This window comes from Stenotrophomonas sp. 82F1, assembly GCF_056861525.1.
This window is the reverse complement of record NZ_JBSPUD010000022.1, coordinates 36,923-58,266: the sequence shown is the minus strand read 5'-3', so window position 1 is coordinate 58,266 and position 21,344 is coordinate 36,923. Positions and strand designations below refer to the sequence as shown.

Annotated in this window: 19 protein-coding genes and 1 pseudogene; 11 read left to right on the top strand and 9 right to left on the bottom strand. The window is 66.3% G+C overall.

All coding sequences use genetic code 11. The features are described 5' to 3' along the window. Window positions 1–36: 36 nt before the first annotated feature. From murC to lpxC, 6 genes and pseudogenes are all read left to right on the top strand, one after another. Window positions 37–1,473, top strand: a complete 1,437-nt coding sequence (murC, locus tag AC13GI_RS17995; protein WP_099820298.1) for a UDP-N-acetylmuramate--L-alanine ligase — start codon at window positions 37–39, stop codon at window positions 1,471–1,473. After that, window positions 1,470–2,432 (top strand): D-alanine--D-alanine ligase, encoded by a 963-nt coding sequence (locus tag AC13GI_RS17990; protein ID WP_099820297.1) that lies wholly within the window; start codon window positions 1,470–1,472, stop codon window positions 2,430–2,432. The genes murC and AC13GI_RS17990 overlap by 4 nt, the downstream gene beginning before the upstream one ends. Then, window positions 2,429–3,106: pseudogene (locus AC13GI_RS17985) on the top strand (cell division protein FtsQ/DivIB); the annotation flags it as partial. The gene AC13GI_RS17990 and the pseudogene AC13GI_RS17985, both read left to right, overlap by 4 nt. Window positions 3,107–3,174: 68 nt before the next feature. Further along, the gene (gene ftsA / locus AC13GI_RS17980; RefSeq protein WP_025876580.1) at window positions 3,175–4,410 is read left to right on the top strand and encodes a cell division protein FtsA; all 1,236 of its coding nucleotides are present in this window, start codon (window positions 3,175–3,177) and stop codon (window positions 4,408–4,410) included. Between the two features lie 161 nt (window positions 4,411–4,571). Then, window positions 4,572–5,807 carry a cell division protein FtsZ gene (gene ftsZ / locus AC13GI_RS17975; RefSeq protein ID WP_025876577.1) on the top strand — a complete coding sequence of 412 codons (1,236 nt, stop codon included), beginning with the start codon at window positions 4,572–4,574 and terminating at the stop codon, window positions 5,805–5,807. 191 nt (window positions 5,808–5,998) lie between these two features. Then, a complete protein-coding gene (gene lpxC, locus AC13GI_RS17970) occupies window positions 5,999–6,910 on the top strand; it encodes a UDP-3-O-acyl-N-acetylglucosamine deacetylase (RefSeq protein ID WP_089238783.1) in 912 nt (303 codons plus the stop codon). A gap of 280 nt (window positions 6,911–7,190) precedes the next feature. Here lpxC and AC13GI_RS17965 read toward each other — a convergent pair whose 3' ends face one another. Further along, on the bottom strand, window positions 7,191–7,640 hold the full coding sequence (locus AC13GI_RS17965; RefSeq protein ID WP_162292002.1) for a DciA family protein: 450 nt from the start codon (window positions 7,638–7,640) through the stop codon (window positions 7,191–7,193). A 12-nt stretch (window positions 7,641–7,652) separates the two neighbouring features. Here AC13GI_RS17965 and AC13GI_RS17960 point away from each other — a divergent pair, with 12 nt between their 5' ends. The 3 genes from AC13GI_RS17960 (at window position 7,653) to AC13GI_RS17950 (ending at window position 12,638) form a co-directional block, all read left to right on the top strand. Next, window positions 7,653–8,606, top strand: a complete 954-nt coding sequence (locus AC13GI_RS17960; protein WP_099820294.1) for a M23 family metallopeptidase — start codon at window positions 7,653–7,655, stop codon at window positions 8,604–8,606. A 264-nt stretch (window positions 8,607–8,870) separates the two neighbouring features. After that, the gene (secA, locus tag AC13GI_RS17955; RefSeq protein WP_099820293.1) at window positions 8,871–11,588 is read left to right on the top strand and encodes a preprotein translocase subunit SecA; all 2,718 of its coding nucleotides are present in this window, start codon (window positions 8,871–8,873) and stop codon (window positions 11,586–11,588) included. A 96-nt stretch (window positions 11,589–11,684) separates the two neighbouring features. Next, a complete protein-coding gene (locus AC13GI_RS17950) occupies window positions 11,685–12,638 on the top strand; it encodes a Nudix family hydrolase (RefSeq protein WP_482996968.1) in 954 nt (317 codons plus the stop codon). Between the two features lie 201 nt (window positions 12,639–12,839). Here AC13GI_RS17950 and AC13GI_RS17945 read toward each other — a convergent pair whose 3' ends face one another. From AC13GI_RS17945 to AC13GI_RS17935, 3 genes are all read right to left on the bottom strand, one after another. Continuing rightward, a complete protein-coding gene (locus AC13GI_RS17945; protein ID WP_482996967.1) occupies window positions 12,840–13,418 on the bottom strand; it encodes a DUF4124 domain-containing protein in 579 nt (192 codons plus the stop codon). A gap of 41 nt (window positions 13,419–13,459) precedes the next feature. Then, the gene (metF, locus tag AC13GI_RS17940; protein WP_482996966.1) at window positions 13,460–14,287 is read right to left on the bottom strand and encodes a methylenetetrahydrofolate reductase [NAD(P)H]; all 828 of its coding nucleotides are present in this window, start codon (window positions 14,285–14,287) and stop codon (window positions 13,460–13,462) included. Window positions 14,288–14,443: 156 nt separating this feature from the next. Beyond that, window positions 14,444–14,665: a hypothetical protein gene (locus AC13GI_RS17935; protein WP_105163456.1), complete on the bottom strand. Its 222-nt coding sequence runs from the start codon at window positions 14,663–14,665 to the stop codon at window positions 14,444–14,446. Window positions 14,666–14,855: 190 nt separating this feature from the next. On the opposite strand from AC13GI_RS17935, the gene AC13GI_RS17930 reads away from it, so the two are divergent. Then, window positions 14,856–15,413, top strand: a complete 558-nt coding sequence (locus AC13GI_RS17930; protein WP_482996965.1) for a DUF3228 family protein — start codon at window positions 14,856–14,858, stop codon at window positions 15,411–15,413. A gap of 138 nt (window positions 15,414–15,551) precedes the next feature. Next, the gene (locus AC13GI_RS17925) at window positions 15,552–16,178 is read left to right on the top strand and encodes a TonB family protein (protein WP_482996964.1); all 627 of its coding nucleotides are present in this window, start codon (window positions 15,552–15,554) and stop codon (window positions 16,176–16,178) included. A gap of 91 nt (window positions 16,179–16,269) precedes the next feature. Here AC13GI_RS17925 and AC13GI_RS17920 read toward each other — a convergent pair whose 3' ends face one another. From AC13GI_RS17920 to ahcY, 5 genes are all read right to left on the bottom strand, one after another. Next, on the bottom strand, window positions 16,270–16,764 hold the full coding sequence (locus AC13GI_RS17920; RefSeq protein ID WP_482996963.1) for a hypothetical protein: 495 nt from the start codon (window positions 16,762–16,764) through the stop codon (window positions 16,270–16,272). Beyond that, the gene (ybaK, locus tag AC13GI_RS17915; protein WP_100551579.1) at window positions 16,764–17,237 is read right to left on the bottom strand and encodes a Cys-tRNA(Pro) deacylase; all 474 of its coding nucleotides are present in this window, start codon (window positions 17,235–17,237) and stop codon (window positions 16,764–16,766) included. Before ybaK ends, AC13GI_RS17920 begins: the two co-directional genes overlap by 1 nt. A 171-nt stretch (window positions 17,238–17,408) precedes the next feature. Continuing rightward, entirely contained in the window at window positions 17,409–18,779 is a 1,371-nt protein-coding gene (locus AC13GI_RS17910; protein WP_482996962.1) for a peptidoglycan-binding protein, read from the bottom strand. Window positions 18,780–18,828: 49 nt separating this feature from the next. Further along, window positions 18,829–19,614, bottom strand: a complete 786-nt coding sequence (locus AC13GI_RS17905; RefSeq protein WP_482996961.1) for a lysozyme inhibitor LprI family protein — start codon at window positions 19,612–19,614, stop codon at window positions 18,829–18,831. Between the two features lie 253 nt (window positions 19,615–19,867). Next, a complete protein-coding gene (ahcY, locus tag AC13GI_RS17900; RefSeq protein ID WP_180166765.1) occupies window positions 19,868–21,313 on the bottom strand; it encodes an adenosylhomocysteinase in 1,446 nt (481 codons plus the stop codon). Window positions 21,314–21,344 lie beyond the last annotated feature (31 nt).

Genomic DNA, 21,344 nt, shown 5'->3' with positions numbered 1-21,344 from the left:
GGCACGCTCCAGCGCCTGCCCTGCGCGAGGCCGCGCATGATCCGCCGCCTGCATGACACCAACGATCTGGTGCGCGCGTTCCCGCGCGTGCATTTCGTCGGCATCGGTGGCACCGGCATGAGCGGCATCGCCGAAGTGATGCTGACGCTGGGCTACGAAGTGTCCGGTTCGGACAACGCCGACAACACTGCCACCCGCCGCCTGGCCGGCCTGGGCGCGCGCATCATGCGCGGCCATTCCGCTGCCAACGTGCTGGGCACGGACTGCGTGGTGGTCTCCAGCGCGATCCGCGAAGACAACCCGGAGCTGATGGAAGCGCGCAGCCAGCGCATTCCGATCATGCCGCGCGCGGCGATGCTGGCCGAACTGATGCGCTTCCGCCGCGGCATCGCCGTGGCCGGTACCCATGGCAAGACCACCACCACCAGCCTGACCGCTGCGGTGCTGAGCGAAGGCGGGCTGGACCCGACCTTCGTGATCGGTGGCCAGCTGCTGGCAGCCGGTGCCAACGCCAAGCTCGGCGGTGGCCAGTGGCTGGTGGCCGAGGCCGACGAGAGCGATGGCAGCTTCCTGCGCCTGAACCCGTTGATGTCGATCATCACCAACATCGATTCCGATCATCTGGAGAACTACGGCAACGACTTCGCCCGCGTGCAGGCGGCGTTCGCCGAGTTCCTGCAGCGCCTGCCGTTCTACGGCCTGGCAGTGCTGTGCATCGACGACCCGGAAGTGGCCGCACTGGCCGCCAAGACGCCGCGCCACGTGATGAGCTACGGCATGAGCCCGCAGGCCGACGTGCGCGCCGAGAACGTGGTGCAGGAAGGTTCGCGCATGCGCTTCACCCTGCGCCTGCCGCAGGGCACCAGCCAGGAAGTGGTGCTGGCGCTGCCGGGCAAGCACAACGTGCTCAATGCGTTGGCCGCTGCGGCGGTGGGTTGGCAGCTGGGCGTGTCTCCGGACACGATCGCGCGTGCGCTGGCCAGCTTCGCGGGCGTCGGTCGCCGCTTCAACGATCTGGGCGAAGTGACCACCGCCACGGGTGCAAAGGTCCGCATCATTGACGACTACGGTCACCATCCGAGCGAGCTGGAAGCGGTGTTCGCTGCCGCGCGTGGCGGCTGGGCCGACAAGCGCCTGGTGGTGGCCTTCCAGCCGCACCGCTACAGCCGTACCCGCGATCAGTTCGACAAGTTCGCCGCGGTGCTGTCGAGCGTCGATGCACTGGTGCTGAGCGAGGTCTATCCGGCCGGTGAGGAGCCGATCGCCGGTGCTGATTCGCATGCGCTGGCCCGCGCCATCCGTGCGCGTGGCCGCAGCGAGCCGGTAGTCGTGGGCAAGGCGTCCGAGCTGGCAACCGTGCTGCCGGACGTACTGCAGGACGGTGATCTGCTGCTGATGATGGGGGCGGGCGACATCGGCGCCGTCGCCAGCCACATTGCCGTGGAAGGCTTCAAGGCGGAGGGCGAGGCGTGAGCACGCTGACCTTCCCGCCGCTGCGCAGCACCGACCCGGCCGTGTTCGGCCGCGTCGCGGTGCTGCTCGGTGGCAGCTCCAGCGAACGTGAAGTGTCGCTGGATTCGGGCCGCAACGTGCTCGAAGCACTGCAGTCGCGCGGCGTCGATGCGGTCGCCATCGATGGCATTCCGGCGCTGGCCAAGGCGCTGGCGGCCGGCGGCATTGATCGCGTGTTCAACATCCTGCACGGCCACAACGGTGGTGGTGAGGACGGCATCGTGCAGGGCCTGATGGACGCCTTCGGCGTGCCCTACACCGGTTCCAACGTGCTGGGCTCGGCATTGAGCATGGACAAGATCCGCACCAAGCAGGTGTGGCTGTCGCTGGGCCTGCCGACCCCGCAGTATCGGAAGGTCGATGCCTCCACGGTGCACGCGCTGGCGGCCGAACTCGGCCTGCCGGTGGTGGTCAAGCCGGCCAACGAAGGCTCCAGCGTGGGCATCAGCCGGGTCACCGACGACGCCGGCCTGGACGAAGCGGTGGCCCTGGCCGCGCGCTACGACGGCCAGCTGCTTATGGAGCAGATGGTGGTGGGTGACGAGCTGACCGTGGCCATCCTCGGCGATGTTGCGCTGCCGTCGATCCGCATCGTGCCCAAGGGCCAGTGGTACGACTACAACGCCAAGTACATCGCCGAAGACACCCAGTACCTGTGCCCGGGCCTGGACGGTGAGGACGAAGCAGAGATCCGCCGCATCGCGCTGGCGGCCTTCCGCGCCGCAGGTTGCCGTGGCTGGGGTCGCGTCGATGTGATGCGTGACCGCACCAGCGGCCGCTTCTTCCTGCTGGAAGTGAACACCGCGCCGGGCATGACCAGCCACTCGCTGGTGCCCAAGGCGGCCGGGCAGGCCGGCATCAGCTTCGAAGAGCTGGTGTGGCGCGTGCTGGAACAGACCCTGGAGGCATCGCACGCATGAACGCGGTGCTGCGCATCTTCGTCTGGCTGTTGGCCCTGTCGGTGGTTGCACTGCCGGTGGTGGCCGTGGTCAATGGCTGGGTCGGCGCCGAGCGCTGGCCGCTGGCGAAGCTGCGCGTGCACGGTGAGTTCAAGCGGGTACCGCCGGAACAGCTGCAGCAGGTGCTGCTGCCGTATGCACATGCCGGCTTCTTCGCGGTGAAGCTGCAGGACGCGCAGGACGCACTGGAAAAACTGCCGTGGGTGGAAAGCGCGCAGGTGCGCAAGCAGTGGCCGGACGTGCTGGAAGTGACGCTGGTCGAGCACAAGCCGTTCGCGCGCTGGGGCGAAGGTCGCCTGCTGTCCGAGCAGGGCAAGCTGTTCCCCACGCCGAAGAAACTGGCCGACCTGCAGCTGCCCGAGCTGGACGGCCCGGACAGCCAGACCGAGGAAGTGGTCAAGCTCTACAACGATTCGCGCGCGCTGTTCGCGCCGGCTGGCGTCGATGTGCGCCGGCTGACCATGGACGCGCGCGGCAGCTGGTCGCTGCTGCTGAGCAACGGCACTGAAGTGGTGGTCGGCCGCGACGATGCGCGTTCGCGCCTGCAGCGCTTCGTGCGCGTGCTGCCGCAGCTGGCCAACCAGGCCGCGCCGATCGAGCGCGCCGACCTCCGATATACCAATGGTTTCACGCTGAGCTGGGGCACTCCGGCCGCCCCCGCCAATGCACCGGGCACCCCGGCACGAAGGACGCAGGAAAGAACATGAATCGCAAGGGTGACAAATCGCTGATCGTCGGCCTGGATATCGGCACCTCCAAGGTGGTGGCGCTGGTGGGCGAGTATTCGCCGGGCAACCCGATCGAGGTGATCGGCATCGGCTCGCACGAGTCGCGCGGCCTCAAGCGCGGCGTGGTGGTGGATATCGAATCGACCGTGCAGTCGATCCAGCGTGCGGTCGAAGAAGCCGAGCTGATGGCCGGCTGCGAGATCCGCTCGGTGTATGCCTCCATCTCCGGCAACCACGTGCAGTGCAAGAATTCGCCCGGCATCGTGCCGATCCGTGACGGCGAAGTGACCTGGGGCGACCTGGATCGCGTACTCGATGCGGCCAAGGCGGTGGCGATTCCGGCCGACCAGAAGATCCTGCATGCGATCCCGCGCGAGTACGTGCTGGACGATTCGCAGGAAGGCATCCGCAACCCTGTCGGCATGACCGGCGTGCGCCTGGAGGTGCATGCGCACCTGGTGGTGTGCGCGCAGTCGGCCGCCGCCAACATCAGCAAGTGCGTGCAGCGCTGTGGCCTGCAGGTGGACGACCTGGTGCTGTCCTCGCTGGCCTCCAGCGTGGCGGTGCTGACCGCCGACGAGCGCGAGCTGGGCGTGGTGCTGGTCGACATGGGCGCCGGCACCACCGACATCGCGGTGTTCGTGCAGGGCGCGATCTGCCACACCGCCTCGCTGCCGATCGCCGGCGACCACGTGACCAACGACATCGCGCACATGCTGCGCACGCCGACCCCGGAAGCCGAGCAGATCAAGGTGCGCTACGCGTGTGCCCTGGCCCAGCTGGCCACCGCCGAGGAAAGCATCCAGGTGCCGTCGGTCGGTGATCGTCCGCCGCGCCGCATGCCGCGCCACGCGCTGGCGCAGGCCGTGCAGGGCCGCTACGAAGAGATCTTCGAAATGGTGCAGGCCGAACTGCGCCGCTCCGGCTTCGAGGAACTGGTGCGCGCCGGCATGGTGCTGACCGGTGGTGCCTCGAAGATGGAAGGCGTGGTCGAACTGGCCGAGGAAATGCTGCAGATGCCGGTGCGCGTGGGCATTCCGCAGCACGTCACCGGTCTGGGCGAAGTGGTGGGCAACCCGGTGCATGCCACCGGCGTGGGCCTGCTGCTGATGGGCAGCCAGATCGAGCATCCGCGCCGGCCGTCGCTGCCGACTGGCCGCGCCGGAAGCATGTTCAAGAAACTCAAGACCTGGTTCCGCGGCGAATTCTGACGCGGGACCTGCACTACCCGGGCTCGCCCGGTTGCAACACCGGCAACACGACGCAACACCGGCAACACATAACCCACACAGCCGCAACGACGGCATGCAGCACGAAGGCAGGACGCCCGAAGGCCCATGCAATCGAAAGCGGATACAACGAGGACACGGACATGGCGCATTTTGAACTGATCGAAAAGATGGCACCCAATGCGGTGATCAAGGTGGTTGGCGTGGGCGGCGGCGGCGGCAATGCCGTGGCGCACATGGTCAACTCGGCAGTGGATGGCGTGGAATTCATCACCGCCAACACCGACTCGCAGGCCATCAAGAATTGTGGTGCCAAGCTGCAGCTGCAGCTGGGTACCAATGTCACCAAGGGCCTGGGCGCAGGCGCGAATCCGGAAGTCGGCCGCCAGGCTGCGCTGGAAGACCGTGAACGCATCATGGACGCGCTGCAGGGTGCGGACATGGTGTTCATCACCGCTGGCATGGGCGGTGGCACCGGTACCGGCGCTGCGCCGGTGGTGGCACAGCTGGCCAAGGAAATGGGCATCCTGACCGTGGCCGTGGTCACCAAGCCGTTCCCGTTCGAAGGCCGTCGCCGCATGCAGGTCGCGCTGAAGGGCATCGAGGAACTGAGCCAGCACTGCGACTCGCTGATCACCATTCCCAACGAGAAGCTGATCACCGTGCTGGGTCGCAACGCGACCATGATCCAGGCCTTCCGTGCCGCCAACGACGTGCTGCAGGGCGCCGTGCAGGGCATCGCCGACCTGATCGTGCGTCCGGGCCTGATCAACGTCGACTTCGCCGACGTGCGCACCGTCATGTCCGAAATGGGCCTGGCGATGATGGGTACCGGTACCGCCCGCGGCGATGACCGCGCGCAGGCAGCGGCCGAGTCGGCCATCCAGAACCCACTGCTGGACGATGTGAACCTGGCCGGCGCCAACGGCATCCTGGTCAACATCACCGCCGGTGCCGACTTCACCATGGCCGAGTTCGACGAGATCGGCCGCACCATCGACGGCTTCGCTTCGGAAGACGCGACCGTGGTGGTGGGTACCGTGCTCGATCCGGACATGCAGGACGAAGTGCGCGTGACCGTGGTCGCCACGGGTCTGAACCGCGTCTCGGCCAGCAAGACCCAGCGTCCGGGCGAGCGTGCACCGATCAAGCTGGTCCGCAACGCCACCACCGGCCAGCCGGAGTTCGGCGAGTTCGACAACGGCGGTGATGCGGTGTCCAAGGCCGTCGGCGGCATGGGCCTGGGCCTGCGTCGGGCCAGCAGCGACAGCGTGGCAGCTTCCACCCCGTCGGCTCCGGCCTCCTCGGCCCCGGCCGCGGCGGAACTGCCGAACGATTACCTGGACATCCCGGCGTTCCTGCGCCGCCAGGCGGACTGATCGACGCTGCCCGGGGCTTGTCCCCCCGGGTTGCGCCACCATGTCCTGAAAACGCGGGCGCCGGGCCAGGATGGGCCCGGCCGCCCTGCTTTACGCGCGTCCCACCGGCGCGCCGGTGTGTCCTGCCGGCGTTTCAGTCAGGGTAGGGGACCCTGCGTGTTAATCTACTGTGTCACTTCCGGTCGTCCCCCATGATCCAGCAACGCACCCTCAAGAACACGATCCGCGCCACCGGTGTAGGCCTGCACAGCGGCGACAAGGTCTACATGACCCTGCGTCCGGCGCCGGTCAACCATGGCATCGTGTTCCGGCGCGTGGACCTGGACCCGGTAGTGGAAGTGCCTGCCAAGGCCGAGCTGGTCACCGAAGTGACCCTGTGCACCGGCCTGACCTGCAACGACGCCAAGATCCAGACCGTCGAACACCTGATGTCGGCCCTGGCCGGCCTGGGTGTGGACAACATCATCGTCGAACTGTCCTCGGCCGAGCTGCCGATCATGGACGGTTCGTCCGGCCCGTTCGTGTTCCTGCTGCAGTCGGCCGGCATCGTGGAACAGGATGCGCCCAAGCGCTTCATCCGCGTGCTGAAGACCGTGGAAGTGACCGAGGGCGACAAGGTGGCCCGCTTCACCCCGTATGAGGGGTACAAGCTGGGCTTCACCATCCAGTTCGACCACCCGATGATCCCGGCCAAGCAGTCGCGCCAGGAAATCGAGTTCTCGACGATGGCCTACACCAAGGAAATTTCCCGCGCGCGCACCTTCGGCTTCATGCGCGACCTGGAATACATGCGCGAGCGCAACCTCGGCCTGGGCGGTTCGATGGACAACGCCATCGTGCTCGATGAGTTCCGCGTGCTCAACGAAGACGGCCTGCGCTACGCCGACGAATTCGTGCGCCACAAGATCCTCGATGCGATCGGCGACCTCTATCTGGCCGGCGGCCAGGTGCTGGGCGCCTACGAGGGCTTCAAGTCCGGCCACGCGCTCAACAACAAGCTGGTGCGGGCGCTGATGGCCGATGCCACTGCCTGGGAATGGGTCACCTACGACTCGCCGGCGGTGCCGGACCCGGTCGTGTACGCCACACCGGCCTATGCCTGATCGCACAAGCTATTGAATTTTAATGCAAAAGCGCCGCCTGCCAGGGCGGCGTTTGCGTTTCCGAGGTTCCGTGAGGCGGTGGCGCAGCGGGTGACGCGACGGCCGGGCCGAGGTCACGGTTTTGTGAACCTGTTGGATCGGAAGCCTGAATTTAACGTTGTTTTAACAACAATCTAACGACTGCCCCACCGGGGCCAGCTAGGATGCGACCCGGCCCCCGAAATGTTTCACGCTGCGGTGACACGCGCGACGGGGAGTGGAGCAGGACGCTCCGCTGCTTTCAGGTTTCCCGCTTCGGTTTCGAAGGAAGGTCCTGCAGAGCTGCCAAGGCGTCGCGTAGCCCTTTGTGCGTGGCGGCTGAAACTGCGTGGGGTCCATTCCGGTTGTCGAGCGCTGGGGAGCGCGTGGGAGTGGGAGACGCAGTCTTGACGGTCACCTTGGTGGCCTTCAGCCCGATGGACCGGGCCGCGTCGAGCAACTGGGCTTCGGCAAGCCGCAACTTGGCATGCCAGACCGGGGACTCGACGAGAAAAACGAGGTGTTCCCCGTCCACATTGGCCAGCCGGCAACGGCTGCGCAGAGGTGGCGGCAACTGGGGGCGCAACTGACGGTCCAGCGCGTCGAGCCATAGGGCACGCCGCAGCGGGTTCCCGCTTTTGTCCGCCATCACTACATCCAGGGCCGGTTTCGGTCTGGATGCGGGACGAACGCTGGATTTCGGCTCAGACATGAAAACTCACTGATGGCATTCAAAAAGATCGTAATCAAAACGCGTGAAGGACAGGCCAAATCGGCGCTCACGCGTTTGCGGTTCTACTTCGAGGACCGCCCCCGAGCCCTGCTGGGCAGCGTGCTCGGCGCAGGTTGCATTATCGGCCTTGCCGGCGGCATTGGCGCCAGTGCGCTCAATGATTCGCGCCTTCAGGCCAAGGTCGACCGCCAGGAGGCCGAGCTGGCCAAGGTCCAGCGCGATGCGCAGACCCAGGTCAACGCGCTGGCCGCCCGCCTCGGCGAGCTGCAGGCACAGGCTACCCGCCTGAACGCCCTGGGCGAGCGGCTGACCCAGATGGGCAAGCTGGAAGACGGCGAATTCGACTTCAACGAGACCCCCGGCCTCGGTGACGGCGATGCTGGCGGCCCGACCGCCGACATCCCGGTGAAGGACGTCAACGCCGACTTACAGGTGCTGGAGCAGCGCTTCGCTGCTTCAGGCCGCCAGTTGTCGGTGATGGAATCGCTGATGTTCGACCACCAGCTGCAGCAGAACGCCGTGCCCTCGCGCATGCCGATCCGCAACAGCTATGTCACTTCCGGCTTCGGTACCCGCGCCGACCCGTTCGGTCGCGGTGCCGCCACCCACAAGGGCATGGACTTCCACGCCCGCGTCGGTGACCCGGTGATGGCCGTGGCCGATGGCGTGGTCAGCTTCTCCGGGGTCAAGGGCGGTTATGGCAACGTGGTCGATGTCGACCACGGCAATGGCTACGTCACCCGCTACGCGCACAACTCGCGCCTGGTGGTGAAGGTCGGCGACCTCGTCCGTGCCGGCCAGGAAGTGGCCAAGGCCGGTTCCACCGGTCGTTCGACCGGCGCCCACGTGCACTTCGAGGTGTGGGAGAACGGCAACGTGGTCAACCCGCGCAAGTTCCTCGGCGATGGCGGCAATACCCCGGTCGGCCGCATCACCCGCGGTTGATTCCAACGCCGGGCGTGGTCCGGCGCTACCGGGACGCCGTCGGATCCCGGCGGTAGCGCGGGGCCATGCCCCGCGAGCGCGAAGCGCGGCCGCCAGGACCCCGGTCCCGGCCGCCTGGACGACCGCAAAGGGTTGAAACCCCTGCCGCCCATCCCAAGCTACAATGGGTGTTGCCATCGACAGGGCGCCAGGCGCCCTGTTTCGTTTGCGGCGGACGGATCCTCCCGGAGCCGTGCGGCATTCCCATCCAACCCGGTTCCTTCAATGATCAACAGCCTGCTTACCCGCGTATTTGGCAGTCGTAATGAACGACAGCTGCGCCAGCTCAACCGCATCGTCGCCAAGATCAATGCGCTGGAGCCGGAGATCGAGAAGCTTTCCGACGAGCAGCTGCAGGCCAAGACGCCGGAGTTCAAGCAGCGCATCGCCGGTGGTGAAGCCCTGGACAAGGTGTTGCCGGAAGCCTTCGCGGTCTGCCGCGAGGCCGGTCGCCGCGTGCTGGGCATGCGCCACTACGACGTGCAGCTGATCGGCGGCATGGTGCTTCACCTGGGCAAGATCGCAGAAATGCGCACCGGTGAAGGCAAGACCCTGGTGGCGACCCTGCCGGTGTACCTCAACGCGCTGGAAGGCAAGGGCGTGCACGTGGTCACCGTGAACGACTACCTGGCCCGCCGCGATGCCGCGCAGATGGGCAAGCTGTACAACTGGCTGGGCCTGAGCGTGGGCGTGGTCTATCCGGGCATGCCGCACAGCGACAAGCGCGAAGCCTATGGTTCGGACATCACCTACGGCACCAACAACGAATTCGGTTTCGACTACCTGCGCGACAACATGGCGCTGTCCAAGGCCGACCGCTACCAGCGCGGCCTGCACTATGCCATCGTCGACGAAGTCGACTCCATCCTGATCGACGAAGCACGTACCCCGCTGATCATCTCCGGCCCGGCCGACGATTCCCCGGAGCTGTACATCCGCGTCAACCGCATCGTGCCGAACCTGGTCAAGCAGGAAGCGGAAGACGGTGAGGGTGACTTCTGGGTCGATGAGAAGGGCAAGCAGGTGCACCTGTCCGAAGCGGGCATGGAGCACGCCGAACAGCTGCTGGTCGAAGCGGGCATCCTCGATGCCGAGACCGAAGGCCTGTACGCGGCGCAGAACCTGACCGTGGTCCACCACCTCAACGCCGCCCTGCGCGCGCACGCCATCTACCAGCGCGATGTGGACTACATCGTGCGCGATGGCGAAGTGGTCATCGTCGACGAATTCACCGGCCGTACCCTGGCCGGCCGCCGCTGGTCCGACGGCCTGCACCAGGCGGTGGAAGCGAAGGAAGGCGTGCCGGTCCAGCGCGAGAACCAGACGCTGGCGAGCATCACCTTCCAGAACCTGTTCCGCATGTACAAGAAGCTGTCCGGCATGACCGGTACGGCCGATACCGAAGCGTTCGAATTCCAGAGCATCTACGGCCTGGAAGTGGTGGTGATCCCGACCAACCGCCCGACCATCCGCAAGGACAGCCCGGACCAGGTGTTCCTCAACCGCAAGGGCAAGTTCAATGCGGTGCTGGCCGACATCGAAGAGTGCGCCAAGCGTGGCCAGCCGGTGCTGGTGGGTACCACCTCGATCGAAACCTCGGAAATGCTGTCCGAGCACCTGCGCAAGGCGGGTGTGAAGCACGAAGTGCTCAACGCCAAGCAGCATGACCGCGAAGCGACCATCGTCGCCAACGCCGGTCGTCCGGCCGCCGTGACCATCGCCACCAACATGGCCGGTCGTGGTACCGACATCGTGCTGGGTGGTTCGCTGGAAGCGGAAATCCACGAGCTGGGCGAAGGCGCGACCGACGAGCAGAAGGCGGCGATCAAGGCTGAGTGGCAGAAGCGCCATGACGCGGTCAAGGCGGCGGGCGGCCTGCACATCGTCGGCACCGAGCGCCACGAATCGCGTCGTATCGATAACCAGCTGCGCGGCCGTTCGGGCCGCCAGGGTGACCCGGGCTCGTCCCGCTTCTACCTGTCGCTGGAAGACAACCTGATGCGCATCTTCGCCTCCGACTGGGTGCAGAAGGCCATGCGCATGATGGGCATGAAGGAAGACGACGTCATCGAGGACCGCCTTGTCAGCCGCCAGATTGAAAAGGCGCAGCGCAAGGTCGAGGCCCACAACTTCGACATCCGCAAGAACCTGCTGGATTTCGACGACGTCAACAACGACCAGCGCAAGGTGATCTACGCCCAGCGCGATGAACTGCTTGACGCCGAGTCGGTGAAGGACAACGTCGATGGCATCCGCGACGACGTGATCTTCGACATCGTCGCCCGCTTCGTGCCGCCGAACTCGGTGGACGAGCAGTGGGACCTGCGTGGCCTGGAGGCCACCCTGCAGTCGGACTTCGGCGTGGACATGTCGCTGACCGATCTGGTCAAGTCGCACGAGGAACTGGATGCCGAAGGCATCACCGCCAAGGTGCAGGAACGCATCAACCAGCACTTCGCCGAGAAGGAGGCGGGTGTGGGCGAAGAGACCATGCGCGCGCTGGAGAAGCACGTGATGCTGACCGTGCTCGACCAGAGCTGGAAGGAGCACCTGGCGCGCATGGATTACCTGCGCCAGGGCATCTACCTGCGCGGTTATGCGCAGAAGCAGCCGAAGCAGGAATACAAGAAGGAAGCCTTCGAGCTGTTCTCGGACATGCTGGAGAACGTCAAGCGCGAAGTGGTGACCCTGCTGGCTCGTGTGCGCATCCGCAGCGACGAGGAAGTGCAGGCACTGGAAGCGGCCGAGCGCCAGCAGGTGGAAGCCCGCCTGAAGCAGTCGCAGTTCCAGCACCAGGACGCAGGCGGCTACAGTGCCGATGAGGAAGCGGCGCAGGTCGAGGCCGCCCAGCTGCAGCGTGACGAGCCGAAGATCGGTCGCAACGACCCGTGCCCGTGCGGCAGCGGCAAGAAGTACAAGCACTGCCACGGCCAGCTGAGCTGACCCCCGGAGAGCCCCGCGAAAGCGGGGCTTTCCTGTTATGGGCCTTGAAGCGTTCGGCGATTGCGCCGGTGCCCCGGTTTTCGGCATGCTCCCCCCATGCCTTCCCCGAAACGATCGATCCACGTCGTAGCCGCCGTCATCACCGACGCCCGCGGCCGCATCCTGCTCAACCGCCGTACCGAAAGCCGCGACATGGCCGGCCTCTGGGAATTCCCGGGCGGCAAGCGCGAGCCCGGTGAGACCTCCGAACAGGCGCTGGCGCGCGAACTGCATGAGGAGCTGGGCATCGGGGCCGAGGTCGGTGAGTGGATCATGGACGTGCCGCAGCGCTACCCGGACAAGGACCTGATCCTGGAGGTGCGGCACGTACGCAGCTGGAAGGGCAGCCCGCGTGGACGCGAGGGCCAGGCCATCACCTGGGTGGCGCCGGACAAGCTGGCCCGCTATTCCATGCCGCCGGCCGACCTGCCGGTGGTGGCTGTGCTGCGGCAGCCGGACTGCTACCTGATCACCCCCGCACCAGAGGGGGATGAGGGGGGCCTGCAGCGTTGGCACGGCCAGCTCCAGCAGGCGGTCGCTTCGGGGCAGCAACGCATCCAGCTGCGCCTGCCCGCCGAGCATCCGCAGCGGCAGGGCATGATCGAGCAGGCCGTACGCGCGCATCGGCGCGGCGTGCAGTGGTTGCTCAACCGCGATATCGAGCTGGCACGCACCCTCGGCGTCGGCGTGCACCTGGGAAGCGAGCAGCTGCAGTCACTGCAGGAACGGCCGCTGCCGGCCGGGCAACTGGTGGCCGCCTCCTGCCATGACCTTGAACAGCTGTTGGCGGCACAGCGGCTCGGCTGCGACTTCGCGGTGCTGGGGCCGGTGCAGGCTACTGCGAGCCATCCCGATGCCGCGCCGTTGGGGTGGGAAGCCTTCGCCGCGATGCGCGCGCAGGTCTCGCTGCCGATCTACGCGCTTGGCGGCATGACACCGCAGCATGTCGCCGAGGCCCGCCGTCACGGCGGGCAGGGTATCGCCGCCATCCGCGGACTGTGGCCGGCGTAGCGCCATACGCGGGGTCGGATCCCCGCGACGCGGGGTTCTGACCTCGTCGCTCGAATCCGGGGTCGGAGCCCTTTCCGCTGGAAAGGGATCCGACCCCTCACCGCAGGCAGTAGATCCACGCCATGCGTGGATGAGCAGACCCACGCCACGCGCCGACCAGTAGATCCACGCCATGCGTGGATGGCGGTTCCGCAGCACCGCTCACAACGTAATCCAGAAACACCCATATTGCCGCCGCAGCCCAAGCACGGTCGCTGCGCGCGTGGCGCTGCCTGGCAAGGTCTGCTCCAACCGCAACCCGACCGGATGTCGCCGCGCAGCCGCTACCGGCACCGTCTGCGAATCCTGTGCGGCGATGTCCTGGCCCTCGTCCAGATCCTGCCGCGGATACACCGGCACCACGTCCACCAGCGGCCGCCGCACCACCGATTCCAGCTGGCCAAGAATCCGCTGAGCGCCCGCATCGGACACCGCGCCCCACAGGTACAGCGAAGAGAGCCGGTTCACATCACCGACGGCGGCCGCCGTGTGCAAGGCCTGCACCAGTTCGCTCAAACGGCGTGGGCAGGTGCTGCCGAGGCTGTCGCGCTGCAGGGTATTGCCGGAAGGCGCCGGCGGCGGACGCCGGGACTGCGCACCCAGGCTGTCGCAGGGACGGTCGGTGTAGACACTTTGCCCCTGCGGATCGGTGCAGCGGTTCAAGCGCGTGGACTGCGCCTGCGCGATGGCGCAGACGCCGGGCAGCAGCAGGAGCAGCAACAGGGACAGGACGACCTTCATCGCCGCAGCGTAGCGCCGATTGCGATAACGCAGCGTACTTTTCAGCCGCGCAGCAGCGTCAGTACCGAGACCGTCGGCTTGGCCAGGTTCAAGGTGTAGAAGTGCAGGCCCGGTGCGCCGCCTTCAACCAGGCGCTGGCACAGCTTGGCCACCACTTCGGCACCGAACGCACGCACCGATTCGGCGTCGTCACCGTAGGCCTGCATCTTGCGGCTGATCCAGCGCGGAATTTCCGCACCGCACTGTTCGGAGAAGCGGCGCAGCTGGCTGAAGTTGGAGATCGGCATGATGCCCGGGGTGATCGGCACCTGCACGCCGAGCCGCTGCACTTCGTCGACGAAGTGGAAGTAGGCGTCGGCGTTGAAGAAGTACTGGGTGATGGCCGCATCGGCACCGGCGTCGATCTTGGCCTTGAAGTGCTTCAGGTCGAGCAGGGCGTCCTGCGCCTGTGGATGCGTTTCCGGATACGCGCCCACTTCGATGCGGAAGGCATCGCCGTGTTCGGCGCGGATGAAGGCGATCAGTTCGGAGGCGTAACGCATGTCGCCGGGGAAGCCCATGCCCGACGGCAGGTCGCCGCGCAGCGCGACCAGGCGCCGGCAGCCGATGGCACGGTACAGCTTGAGCAGTTCGCGGATCTCCTGGCGGGTGCCACCCACGCAGGACAGATGCGGTGCCGCATCGAAGCCGTGGTGCTGGTTGAGATGGCGCACGGTCTCGGAGGTGTAGCTCAGGGTCGAGCCACCGGCGCCGAAGGTACAGGACACGTACTCGGGGGCATACGCCTTCAGCCTGGCCGCGGCACGGTCCAGCTGGGTGCGCTGTTCGTCGGTCTTGGGCGGATAGAACTCGAAGCTGATGGCGATCATGGCACGGGCGGCGGCAGCGGGTGCTTAGTAGTATATCTCTCCATCGAGATGGATGTGCAAATGGTGGTCTCGGCCCGCGGGGGCCACGATCCGCTCCGTATGGAATGGCCTATGGCTTTCACCACAGGCCACCCAAGTCACCAGCTGGCGTGACTCTCAGCGCTTTTCGACCTTGTTGCCATGCTCGGCAAACAGCGCATCGAGCTTGCTCCAGCTGAGTCGATAGCCTTTTTTTCCATCGGCGCGAAACCACACCGCAGACCCGTTGGACACCTTGAGCTCGCCAAACTTGTCGTCATCCTTGCGGACGGCGAATGACACATCAGCCTTACCCAGTTCGCGGGAAGGCAGGGTGAAATGTACTTTATGGGTTGCCATGAGGATTTCGTCCTGAAATTGATGTCATCGAACTTGCAGCTGATTTTCCAGCCACCGAAGTCATGGCGGCATGCACTGGAATTTCTTGAGTGCTGATGTGGTGGAACCAATGCGGGCAGAGAGCGTGTTTGGCAGACGCACTGCCGTCCGACCCGTTACCCTGACGGTCTGTTCCAGTCCGTGGTTCGCCATGTCCATCGTCCTCACCGATTTCGCCCGCCCCCGCCTGTTCCCCCGCGTGCCGCGCGGCAACACCATCCAGGACTGCAGCGCCGAGCAGTTCGAGGCGCATTTGAACGCGCATCCGCCTCTGAAGGTGCTCGATGGCTATGCACCGTTCTGCAAACTGTTCGTGTACGAGAACTGGACCAGCACACGCTGCCTGACGGTGCCGATCACCGACGCCAACCGCCACCAACTGCGCAGCGGCTACGAAGCGCGCAACCGCGAGGAACTGCCGGTGCTGGTGCGCTGGTTCGAGGGCGTGGAATCGCCGCGTGCCAACTACCTGGTGGTGATCCTGTACAGCGCCGAGCAGTTGGCCAAGGAGGGCTCGCCCATTGATGCTGAGTGGGGCATCGTCGGCTGCATCTACACCGCCGAACCGGAAGAAGTGCCGATGGCGCCGATCACCATGATGCGCAATGCACTGGGTGTGGAAGAGGGTGGTTCGGGTGTGCCGCTGGATCGCGAGGCCTACCAGCGCGCGGTGGCATTCTGGGAGAGCAACGCCAACTGGCGGCCGTGAGAACGCAACGTCGCCAAGCGCAGCGCGAGGCCGCCAGGTAGTGCCACGCCATGCGTGGCATCGACAGCGCGCTGGGATGTGAATTCGGGCCGGGTGCCGCGCGATACGATGCAGCCTCCATCACAGCAGGAAGCAACGATGATCAGGACGTGGATGCCGTGGGCGTTGGCACTGGGCGCCTTGCTGGGTTCATTCGACAGTTCGGCCCAGCGTTACGATGCCGCCGCCGCGTGCGGTGGATTGACAGACGCGACATCCATCCAGGATGTGGGCGTCACCGCGCTGCAGGCACGTGTCCAGCAAGGGCGCTGCACATTGCACGTGGTGGCTGTTGATGCGGACGCATTGGCGCGCCAGCAACGCATGCTGGAAGCGGTGTCGATGGCCGCATGCAAGGCCGCGTTGGAACCGCAGTCATCTGCGCAGCCGTTGTCGCTGGTGCTGCGTTTGCCTGCACGTTGCCCGCTGTCGTCCAAGACCACGTTGTTCCCTGCCGCCAACGGCAACTGGAAGCCCGGCATTCCGGAATATCCGGCTACGGCTGTCCGTGACGGATTGCAGGGCAAAGTGCGTCTGAGGGCGCTGGTGAACGAGAACGGCAGGGTTGTTGCAGCGGTAGTACGCGTGTCCAGCGGTCACGCGGTGCTGGACACGGCAGCGGCCAAGGGGGTCCGCTCGTGGACCATGCAACGCGACGTGCAACAGCCTGCACTGCCCGCCATGAGTGTGATGGAAGTGCCGGTGACCTTCGCCCTCAACGAATGATGGATGCGCCTGTCTGGCATCCGTAACCGGAACCGGCGCAACCAGCTTGGCGTAGACCCACCTTCGCGGCGGAGCCACGCCACGCGTGGCTTCAATCATCGGCGATCATGGTCCACTCCCACCACGGGTAGTGGTACTCGCGATCGGTCGCGTCCCACCGAAGGCCGCAGCTGGTGCAGGCCACCCGATGCCGGTCGCCCCAGCCATCCTCGGCCACGCCCTGTTCCAGCAGCTGCACATGCCCCTGTTCGATCAGCCGGCGTGGGTTGAAGAACAGATAATCTGGATACAGCGCGCACAGGCAGCCGCTGCGTTCGCGCCAATAGCGCAGGCGGCGCAGTGCGGCTTTCAGGTGCACGTCGTTGCTCACCAGCGCACCGCCGAGCTGCATGCCCTGGCAGGCCTGCTCGATCCGTTCGGCATGTGGCGCCAGTGCATCAAGCGTAGCGGCGCTGAACAACCGAGCCAGGCGGCTGCTGGCGGCATGGATACGACTGGCATCGCGCGACAGCAGATCCTGCAGCAGCACGTCAGCCTGCGGATCATCCGGCCGCGGTGGCGGCGATGCGGACCATGGCCAGCGCATCAACGGGGCCTGCCGATCGCGGCGTAATGGCCGCCGGTCAGGCGCAGCAGGTCGGCGGGTGCCAGCTCGACTTCCAGTCCACGCCGCCCCGCGCTGACATGCAACTGCGGCAGCGTCTGCGCGCTGGCATCAAGGAAGCTGCGCAGGCGCTTCTTCTGCCCCAGCGGACTGATGCCACCGACCAGATAGCCGGTTGCGCGCTGCGCCGCATCGACGGCGGCCATCTCGCATTTCTTGCAGCCGGCGGCTTCGGCCAGTGCTTTCAGGTCGAGCTGGCCGGCCACCGGCACGATCGCTACCAGCAGTTCGTGGGTTTCGGTGCTGGCCAGCAGCGTCTTGAATACCTGTGCAGGGTCCAGGCCCAGCTTTTCGACGGCTTCGCCGCCGTAGGATTCGGCATGGGCGTCGTGCACGTAGCTGTGCACGGTATGGGCGATCTTCTCGCGCTTGAGCAGGTTGATGGCCGGGGTCATGGGGGAATCGTAGCGCGGCCTTTCCCTGCTGACTTGACCGAGGCTACTGCTGCATCGGCTGGTGATGGGAAGCGGCTCCCCGGCATCCCGGCGCGGGCAACTCATCACGTCCGCGATAGTCGGCGGTAGATGGATCCACGTCATGCGTGGATCCACCCGATCCATCGCAGATCAGCGCGACATCGGCTGCTGCGCTTGTGCCTGTTCCTGCGCCTGCCGTTGTGTCTGTTCGGCGTTCAACGCTTCGCTCTGGCGTGTGCTGGACGGCAGGTCCTGGCCGACCGCCTGCGCAAGGTCGATGTAGGTGCGGTGCGCGGCAGGATCACCCAGCTGGCCCTGTACCGCGAACACGCCCTGGCCATCCGGGCGCGCCACCACGGTGTCCACCTGTGACATGCCGACGACCTTGGACTCGTAGGCGACCTGTCCAGCGGCATTCTCCAGCTGGCCGCGGTCATGGAACAGCGGCGAAAGCCCGCCCTGGCTGCGCTGCTGCTCAAGCGCCTCCAGTTTCTCCACCACCTGCTGGTAGCGCGGATGGTCGGCGTGCCCGGGCGTGGCCATGCTCGGTGCTGCTGCGGGCGCCGCAGGTTCGGCCTGCTGCTGGCGCTGCTGGCTTGCCGCGTCCAGCGCACCCAGGGTGCCGTTGCCGGCTTTGCCGTCCACGGTCAGCTGATGATCGCGCTGGAACTGCTGGACCGCCTGCAGCGTGCCCGGGCCAAAGTGACCGTCGGCCACCAGCGGTGCACCGTCCTTGCCCGTGTAGCCGAGGTCGGCCAGCTTCTGCTGCATGGCCTGCACCTCATCGCCCTTTGTGCCGTTCACCAGCACGCCGCTGCCAGCCGGCGCACCGGGAGTGGTGGGCGAGCCGTGCGAGGGGGCATGGGTTGGGGTGATGCCCAGCTGGCTCATGGCCGTGTCGAAGCGTTCATCGCGGCTGGTCACGGCCGCAGGTGACTGGATGCCGTACTTGGTTGCATCGACGAAGGTCTGTACGTCGGCCCGGGTGGGTGGATCGCCGGCCTGGATGGTACCGCCCTGCAGCGTTTCCGCATTGCCGGCCAGATAGTTGATGAACTGCGGGCCCATGCTGCCGAACTGGTTGTCATAGTCGGCCATGGCCAGCTGCAGTTCCGGGTTTGCCACGATGGCATCGGCGGCGGCCGGGTTGCTCGCACGCACCTTGGTGATGGCCTCGTCGACGCGCGCGATGGCGCTGTCCAGCTTGGCGTTGGTGAGCTGATCGATGTTGGCCTGCGGGATGGCCTGCAGCTTGGCGTCGAGCGCGGCCAGCTGCTGCGTGCTCAGCCCACCCTGCTGGGACAGCAGTTCGATGTCACCATTGGTGAAGCCGTTGTCGCGCAGGAAGCGCCTGGCCTGGGGGTTGCCGCCGACGTCGAACTGCACCAGGCCGAACGAGTAGGTGCTGGTGCCCTCCTTGGCGTAGGAGAAATGGTCCAGATGGCGGGTGTTGCCGCCCAGTTCGGTGTTGAGGAACAGGGTGGACAGCTGCTCGCGGGTGAGGGTGGAATCCGTTGCCATGGTCATCGTCCTTCAATGAGGGAAAAGGTGCGGGCCCGCCTGGCGGATGTCAGCCGGCGCAGTGCTGCTGGGTGAAGCCGAGCAGCTGGCGGGTGGCCTCGGTGCCGTAGGCGGCGGGCGCCGGCTCGATGGCGAACTGTCCGACCATCTGGTTGCTGCACAGCTGCACGTTGCGCTTGCCGCTGGCCGTTTCCTGGGTGCAGTTGGCCGCCAGCTGGGCGTTGTGGCCGCCGCCGATGTTGGTAGCCGCCGTGCAGCCCAGCAGGCGGCCTTCCTGGCCGTTTTCGCCCAGCAGCGTGTTGAAGGTCGCCAGCTGGCTGTTGGGGTCGCGCAGCACCAGCATGTCCACGCACTGCTGCTGGCCGTCGGGCACTTCGCAGGCGTCCTGGTCGATCAGGCCGTCGCGCGTGGCCGACAGCACCTTGAGGCGGTCGGCGACTACCTGTTGCAGGCAGTGCGCGTCGCTGCACAGGTCGCGCGTGTGCTGGATCCAGCGCTGCTGCTCGGCCTGCAGCTTGGCCTTGCCGGCGGCATCGAGGGTTTGGCTTGCGGTGGCTTCGGCCTTGGCCAGCTCGCCTTCCTGCTTCAACAGGGCGGGGTCGTTGCAGATCAGGGTCTGCACCGACGATGCCGAATCGGCGCAGGCGGTGCTGCCGGCGCTCGCTGCGGGGGCGCTGGTCGCCTTGCCGTCGGTGTTGGCCTGTCCGCTGGCTGCTGCAGGCGTCGTGGCCTGGGCATCGCCGGACGGCGGGGTGCAGGCGGCCAGCAGGGCCACGCAGCACAGGGTCATGAGGGGCTTGATGGCGCGGGTCATACGTTCACTGCTGCGCTGCATGTCTATCCTTTGATGTCTGCGTCCTGGCGCATGGCCTGCGGGCGGCAGGCATGGGGCGAACCATGGAACTGGGGGGCCGTCGGGGGGAACAGAGCGTAGCAAGCGTCGTCGTAGGGCTCTGTGACAACGCGCGCGGATCGGGCTGGCGGGCGCCGGAATGCAGAACGGGCGCCCGAAGGCGCCCGTCCGTGTGCATCCGTTGCTGGGGCCAGAGCCCTTTCCTGCGGAAAGGGATCCGACCCCGCGCACGGCATCAGTAGCGGTAATGATCCGGCTTGAACGGACCTTCCACCGGCACGCCGATGTAGTCGGCCTGTTCCTGGCTCAGGGTGGTCAGCTTCACGCCGATCTTCTCCAGGTGCAGGCGGGCCACTTCTTCGTCCAGCTTCTTCGGCAGCAGGTACACCTTGTTCTCGTAGCTGCCCTTGTTGGCCCACAGGTCGATCTGGGCCAGGGTCTGGTTGGCGAACGAGTTGGACATCACGAAGCTCGGGTGGCCGGTGGCGCAGCCCAGGTTCACCAGGCGGCCTTCGGCCAGCAGGAAGATCGCGTTGCCGTTCGGGAAGATGTACTTGTCCACCTGCGGCTTGATGTTGACGTGCTTCACGCCCGGGAAGGCGACCAGCGCATCGACCTGGATCTCGTTGTCGAAGTGGCCGATGTTGCAGACGATGGCCTGGTCCTTCATCGCGCTCAGGTGCTCGATGCGGATGATGTCCTTGTTGCCGGTGGTGGTGACGTACAGGTCGGCACGGCCCAGGGTCGACTCGATGGTGTTGACCTCGAAGCCTTCCATCGCCGCCTGCAGGGCGCAGATCGGGTCGATCTCGGTAACCACCACGCGCGCGCCGTAGGCACGCAGCGAGGCGGCGCAGCCCTTGCCGACGTCACCGTAGCCGCAGACCACGGCGACCTTGCCGGCCAGCATCACGTCCATCGCGCGCTTGAGACCGTCGGCCAGCGACTCGCGGCAGCCGTACAGGTTGTCGAACTTGCTCTTGGTGACCGAGTCGTTGACGTTGATCGCCGGGATCAGCAGGGTGCCGGCCTGCGCCAGCTGGTACAGGCGGTGCACGCCGGTGGTGGTTTCTTCGGAGACGCCCTTCCAGTCCTTGACCACGCGGCCCCAGTAACCCGGGCGCTCCTTGGCCACGCGCTTGAGCAGGTTCTTGATCACCTGCTCTTCGTGCGAGGCGGCCTTTTCGTCGACCCAGGTGCTGCCGTTTTCCAGCTCGTAGCCCTTGTGGATCAGCAGGGTCACGTCACCGCCGTCGTCGACCACCAGTTCCGGGCCGGTCAGGGTGCCGTCGGGAAGGGTGAAGGTCAGCGCGTCCAGGGTGCAGTCCCAGTACTCTTCCAGCGACTCGCCCTTCCAGGCGAACACAGGGGTGCCGGTGGCGGCGATCGCCGCAGCGGCGTGGTCCTGGGTCGAGAAGATGTTGCACGAGGCCCAGCGGACGTCGGCGCCGATGTCCTTCAGGGTCTCGATCAGCACCGCGGTCTGGATGGTCATGTGCAGCGAACCGGTCACGCGCACGCCCTTCAGCGGCAGCTCGGCCTGGTACTTGCGGCGGATCGACATCAGGCCCGGCATTTCGTGCTCGGCGATGTCCAGTTCCTTGCGGCCCCAGTCGGCCAGGGTGATATCGCGGATCTTGTAATCGCCTTCGGTGGAGAAGGTCTTGGCAACAGCATTCATGCAGTAGCTCCGGTTGTGGGCGAGCGGATGC

Bases quoted from the DNA above. Each gene is read 5' to 3' on its own strand.
- murC (WP_099820298.1), top strand. From the start codon at position 37: ATGATCCGCCGCCTGCATGACACCAACGATCTGGTGCGCGCGTTCCCG.
- ftsA (WP_025876580.1), top strand. From the start codon at position 3,175: ATGAATCGCAAGGGTGACAAATCGCTGATCGTCGGCCTGGATATCGGC.
- ftsZ (WP_025876577.1), top strand. From the start codon at position 4,572: ATGGCGCATTTTGAACTGATCGAAAAGATGGCACCCAATGCGGTGATC.
- lpxC (WP_089238783.1), top strand. From the start codon at position 5,999: ATGATCCAGCAACGCACCCTCAAGAACACGATCCGCGCCACCGGTGTA.
- AC13GI_RS17965 (WP_162292002.1), bottom strand. From the start codon at position 7,640: ATGTCTGAGCCGAAATCCAGCGTTCGTCCCGCATCCAGACCGAAACCG.
- AC13GI_RS17960 (WP_099820294.1), top strand. From the start codon at position 7,653: ATGGCATTCAAAAAGATCGTAATCAAAACGCGTGAAGGACAGGCCAAA.
- secA (WP_099820293.1), top strand. From the start codon at position 8,871: ATGATCAACAGCCTGCTTACCCGCGTATTTGGCAGTCGTAATGAACGA.
- AC13GI_RS17950 (WP_482996968.1), top strand. From the start codon at position 11,685: ATGCCTTCCCCGAAACGATCGATCCACGTCGTAGCCGCCGTCATCACC.
- AC13GI_RS17945 (WP_482996967.1), bottom strand. From the start codon at position 13,418: ATGAAGGTCGTCCTGTCCCTGTTGCTGCTCCTGCTGCTGCCCGGCGTC.
- metF (WP_482996966.1), bottom strand. From the start codon at position 14,287: ATGATCGCCATCAGCTTCGAGTTCTATCCGCCCAAGACCGACGAACAG.
- AC13GI_RS17935 (WP_105163456.1), bottom strand. From the start codon at position 14,665: ATGGCAACCCATAAAGTACATTTCACCCTGCCTTCCCGCGAACTGGGT.
- AC13GI_RS17930 (WP_482996965.1), top strand. From the start codon at position 14,856: ATGTCCATCGTCCTCACCGATTTCGCCCGCCCCCGCCTGTTCCCCCGC.
- AC13GI_RS17925 (WP_482996964.1), top strand. From the start codon at position 15,552: ATGATCAGGACGTGGATGCCGTGGGCGTTGGCACTGGGCGCCTTGCTG.
- AC13GI_RS17920 (WP_482996963.1), bottom strand. From the start codon at position 16,764: ATGCGCTGGCCATGGTCCGCATCGCCGCCACCGCGGCCGGATGATCCG.
- ybaK (WP_100551579.1), bottom strand. From the start codon at position 17,237: ATGACCCCGGCCATCAACCTGCTCAAGCGCGAGAAGATCGCCCATACC.
- AC13GI_RS17910 (WP_482996962.1), bottom strand. From the start codon at position 18,779: ATGGCAACGGATTCCACCCTCACCCGCGAGCAGCTGTCCACCCTGTTC.
- AC13GI_RS17905 (WP_482996961.1), bottom strand. From the start codon at position 19,614: ATGCAGCGCAGCAGTGAACGTATGACCCGCGCCATCAAGCCCCTCATG.
- ahcY (WP_180166765.1), bottom strand. From the start codon at position 21,313: ATGAATGCTGTTGCCAAGACCTTCTCCACCGAAGGCGATTACAAGATC.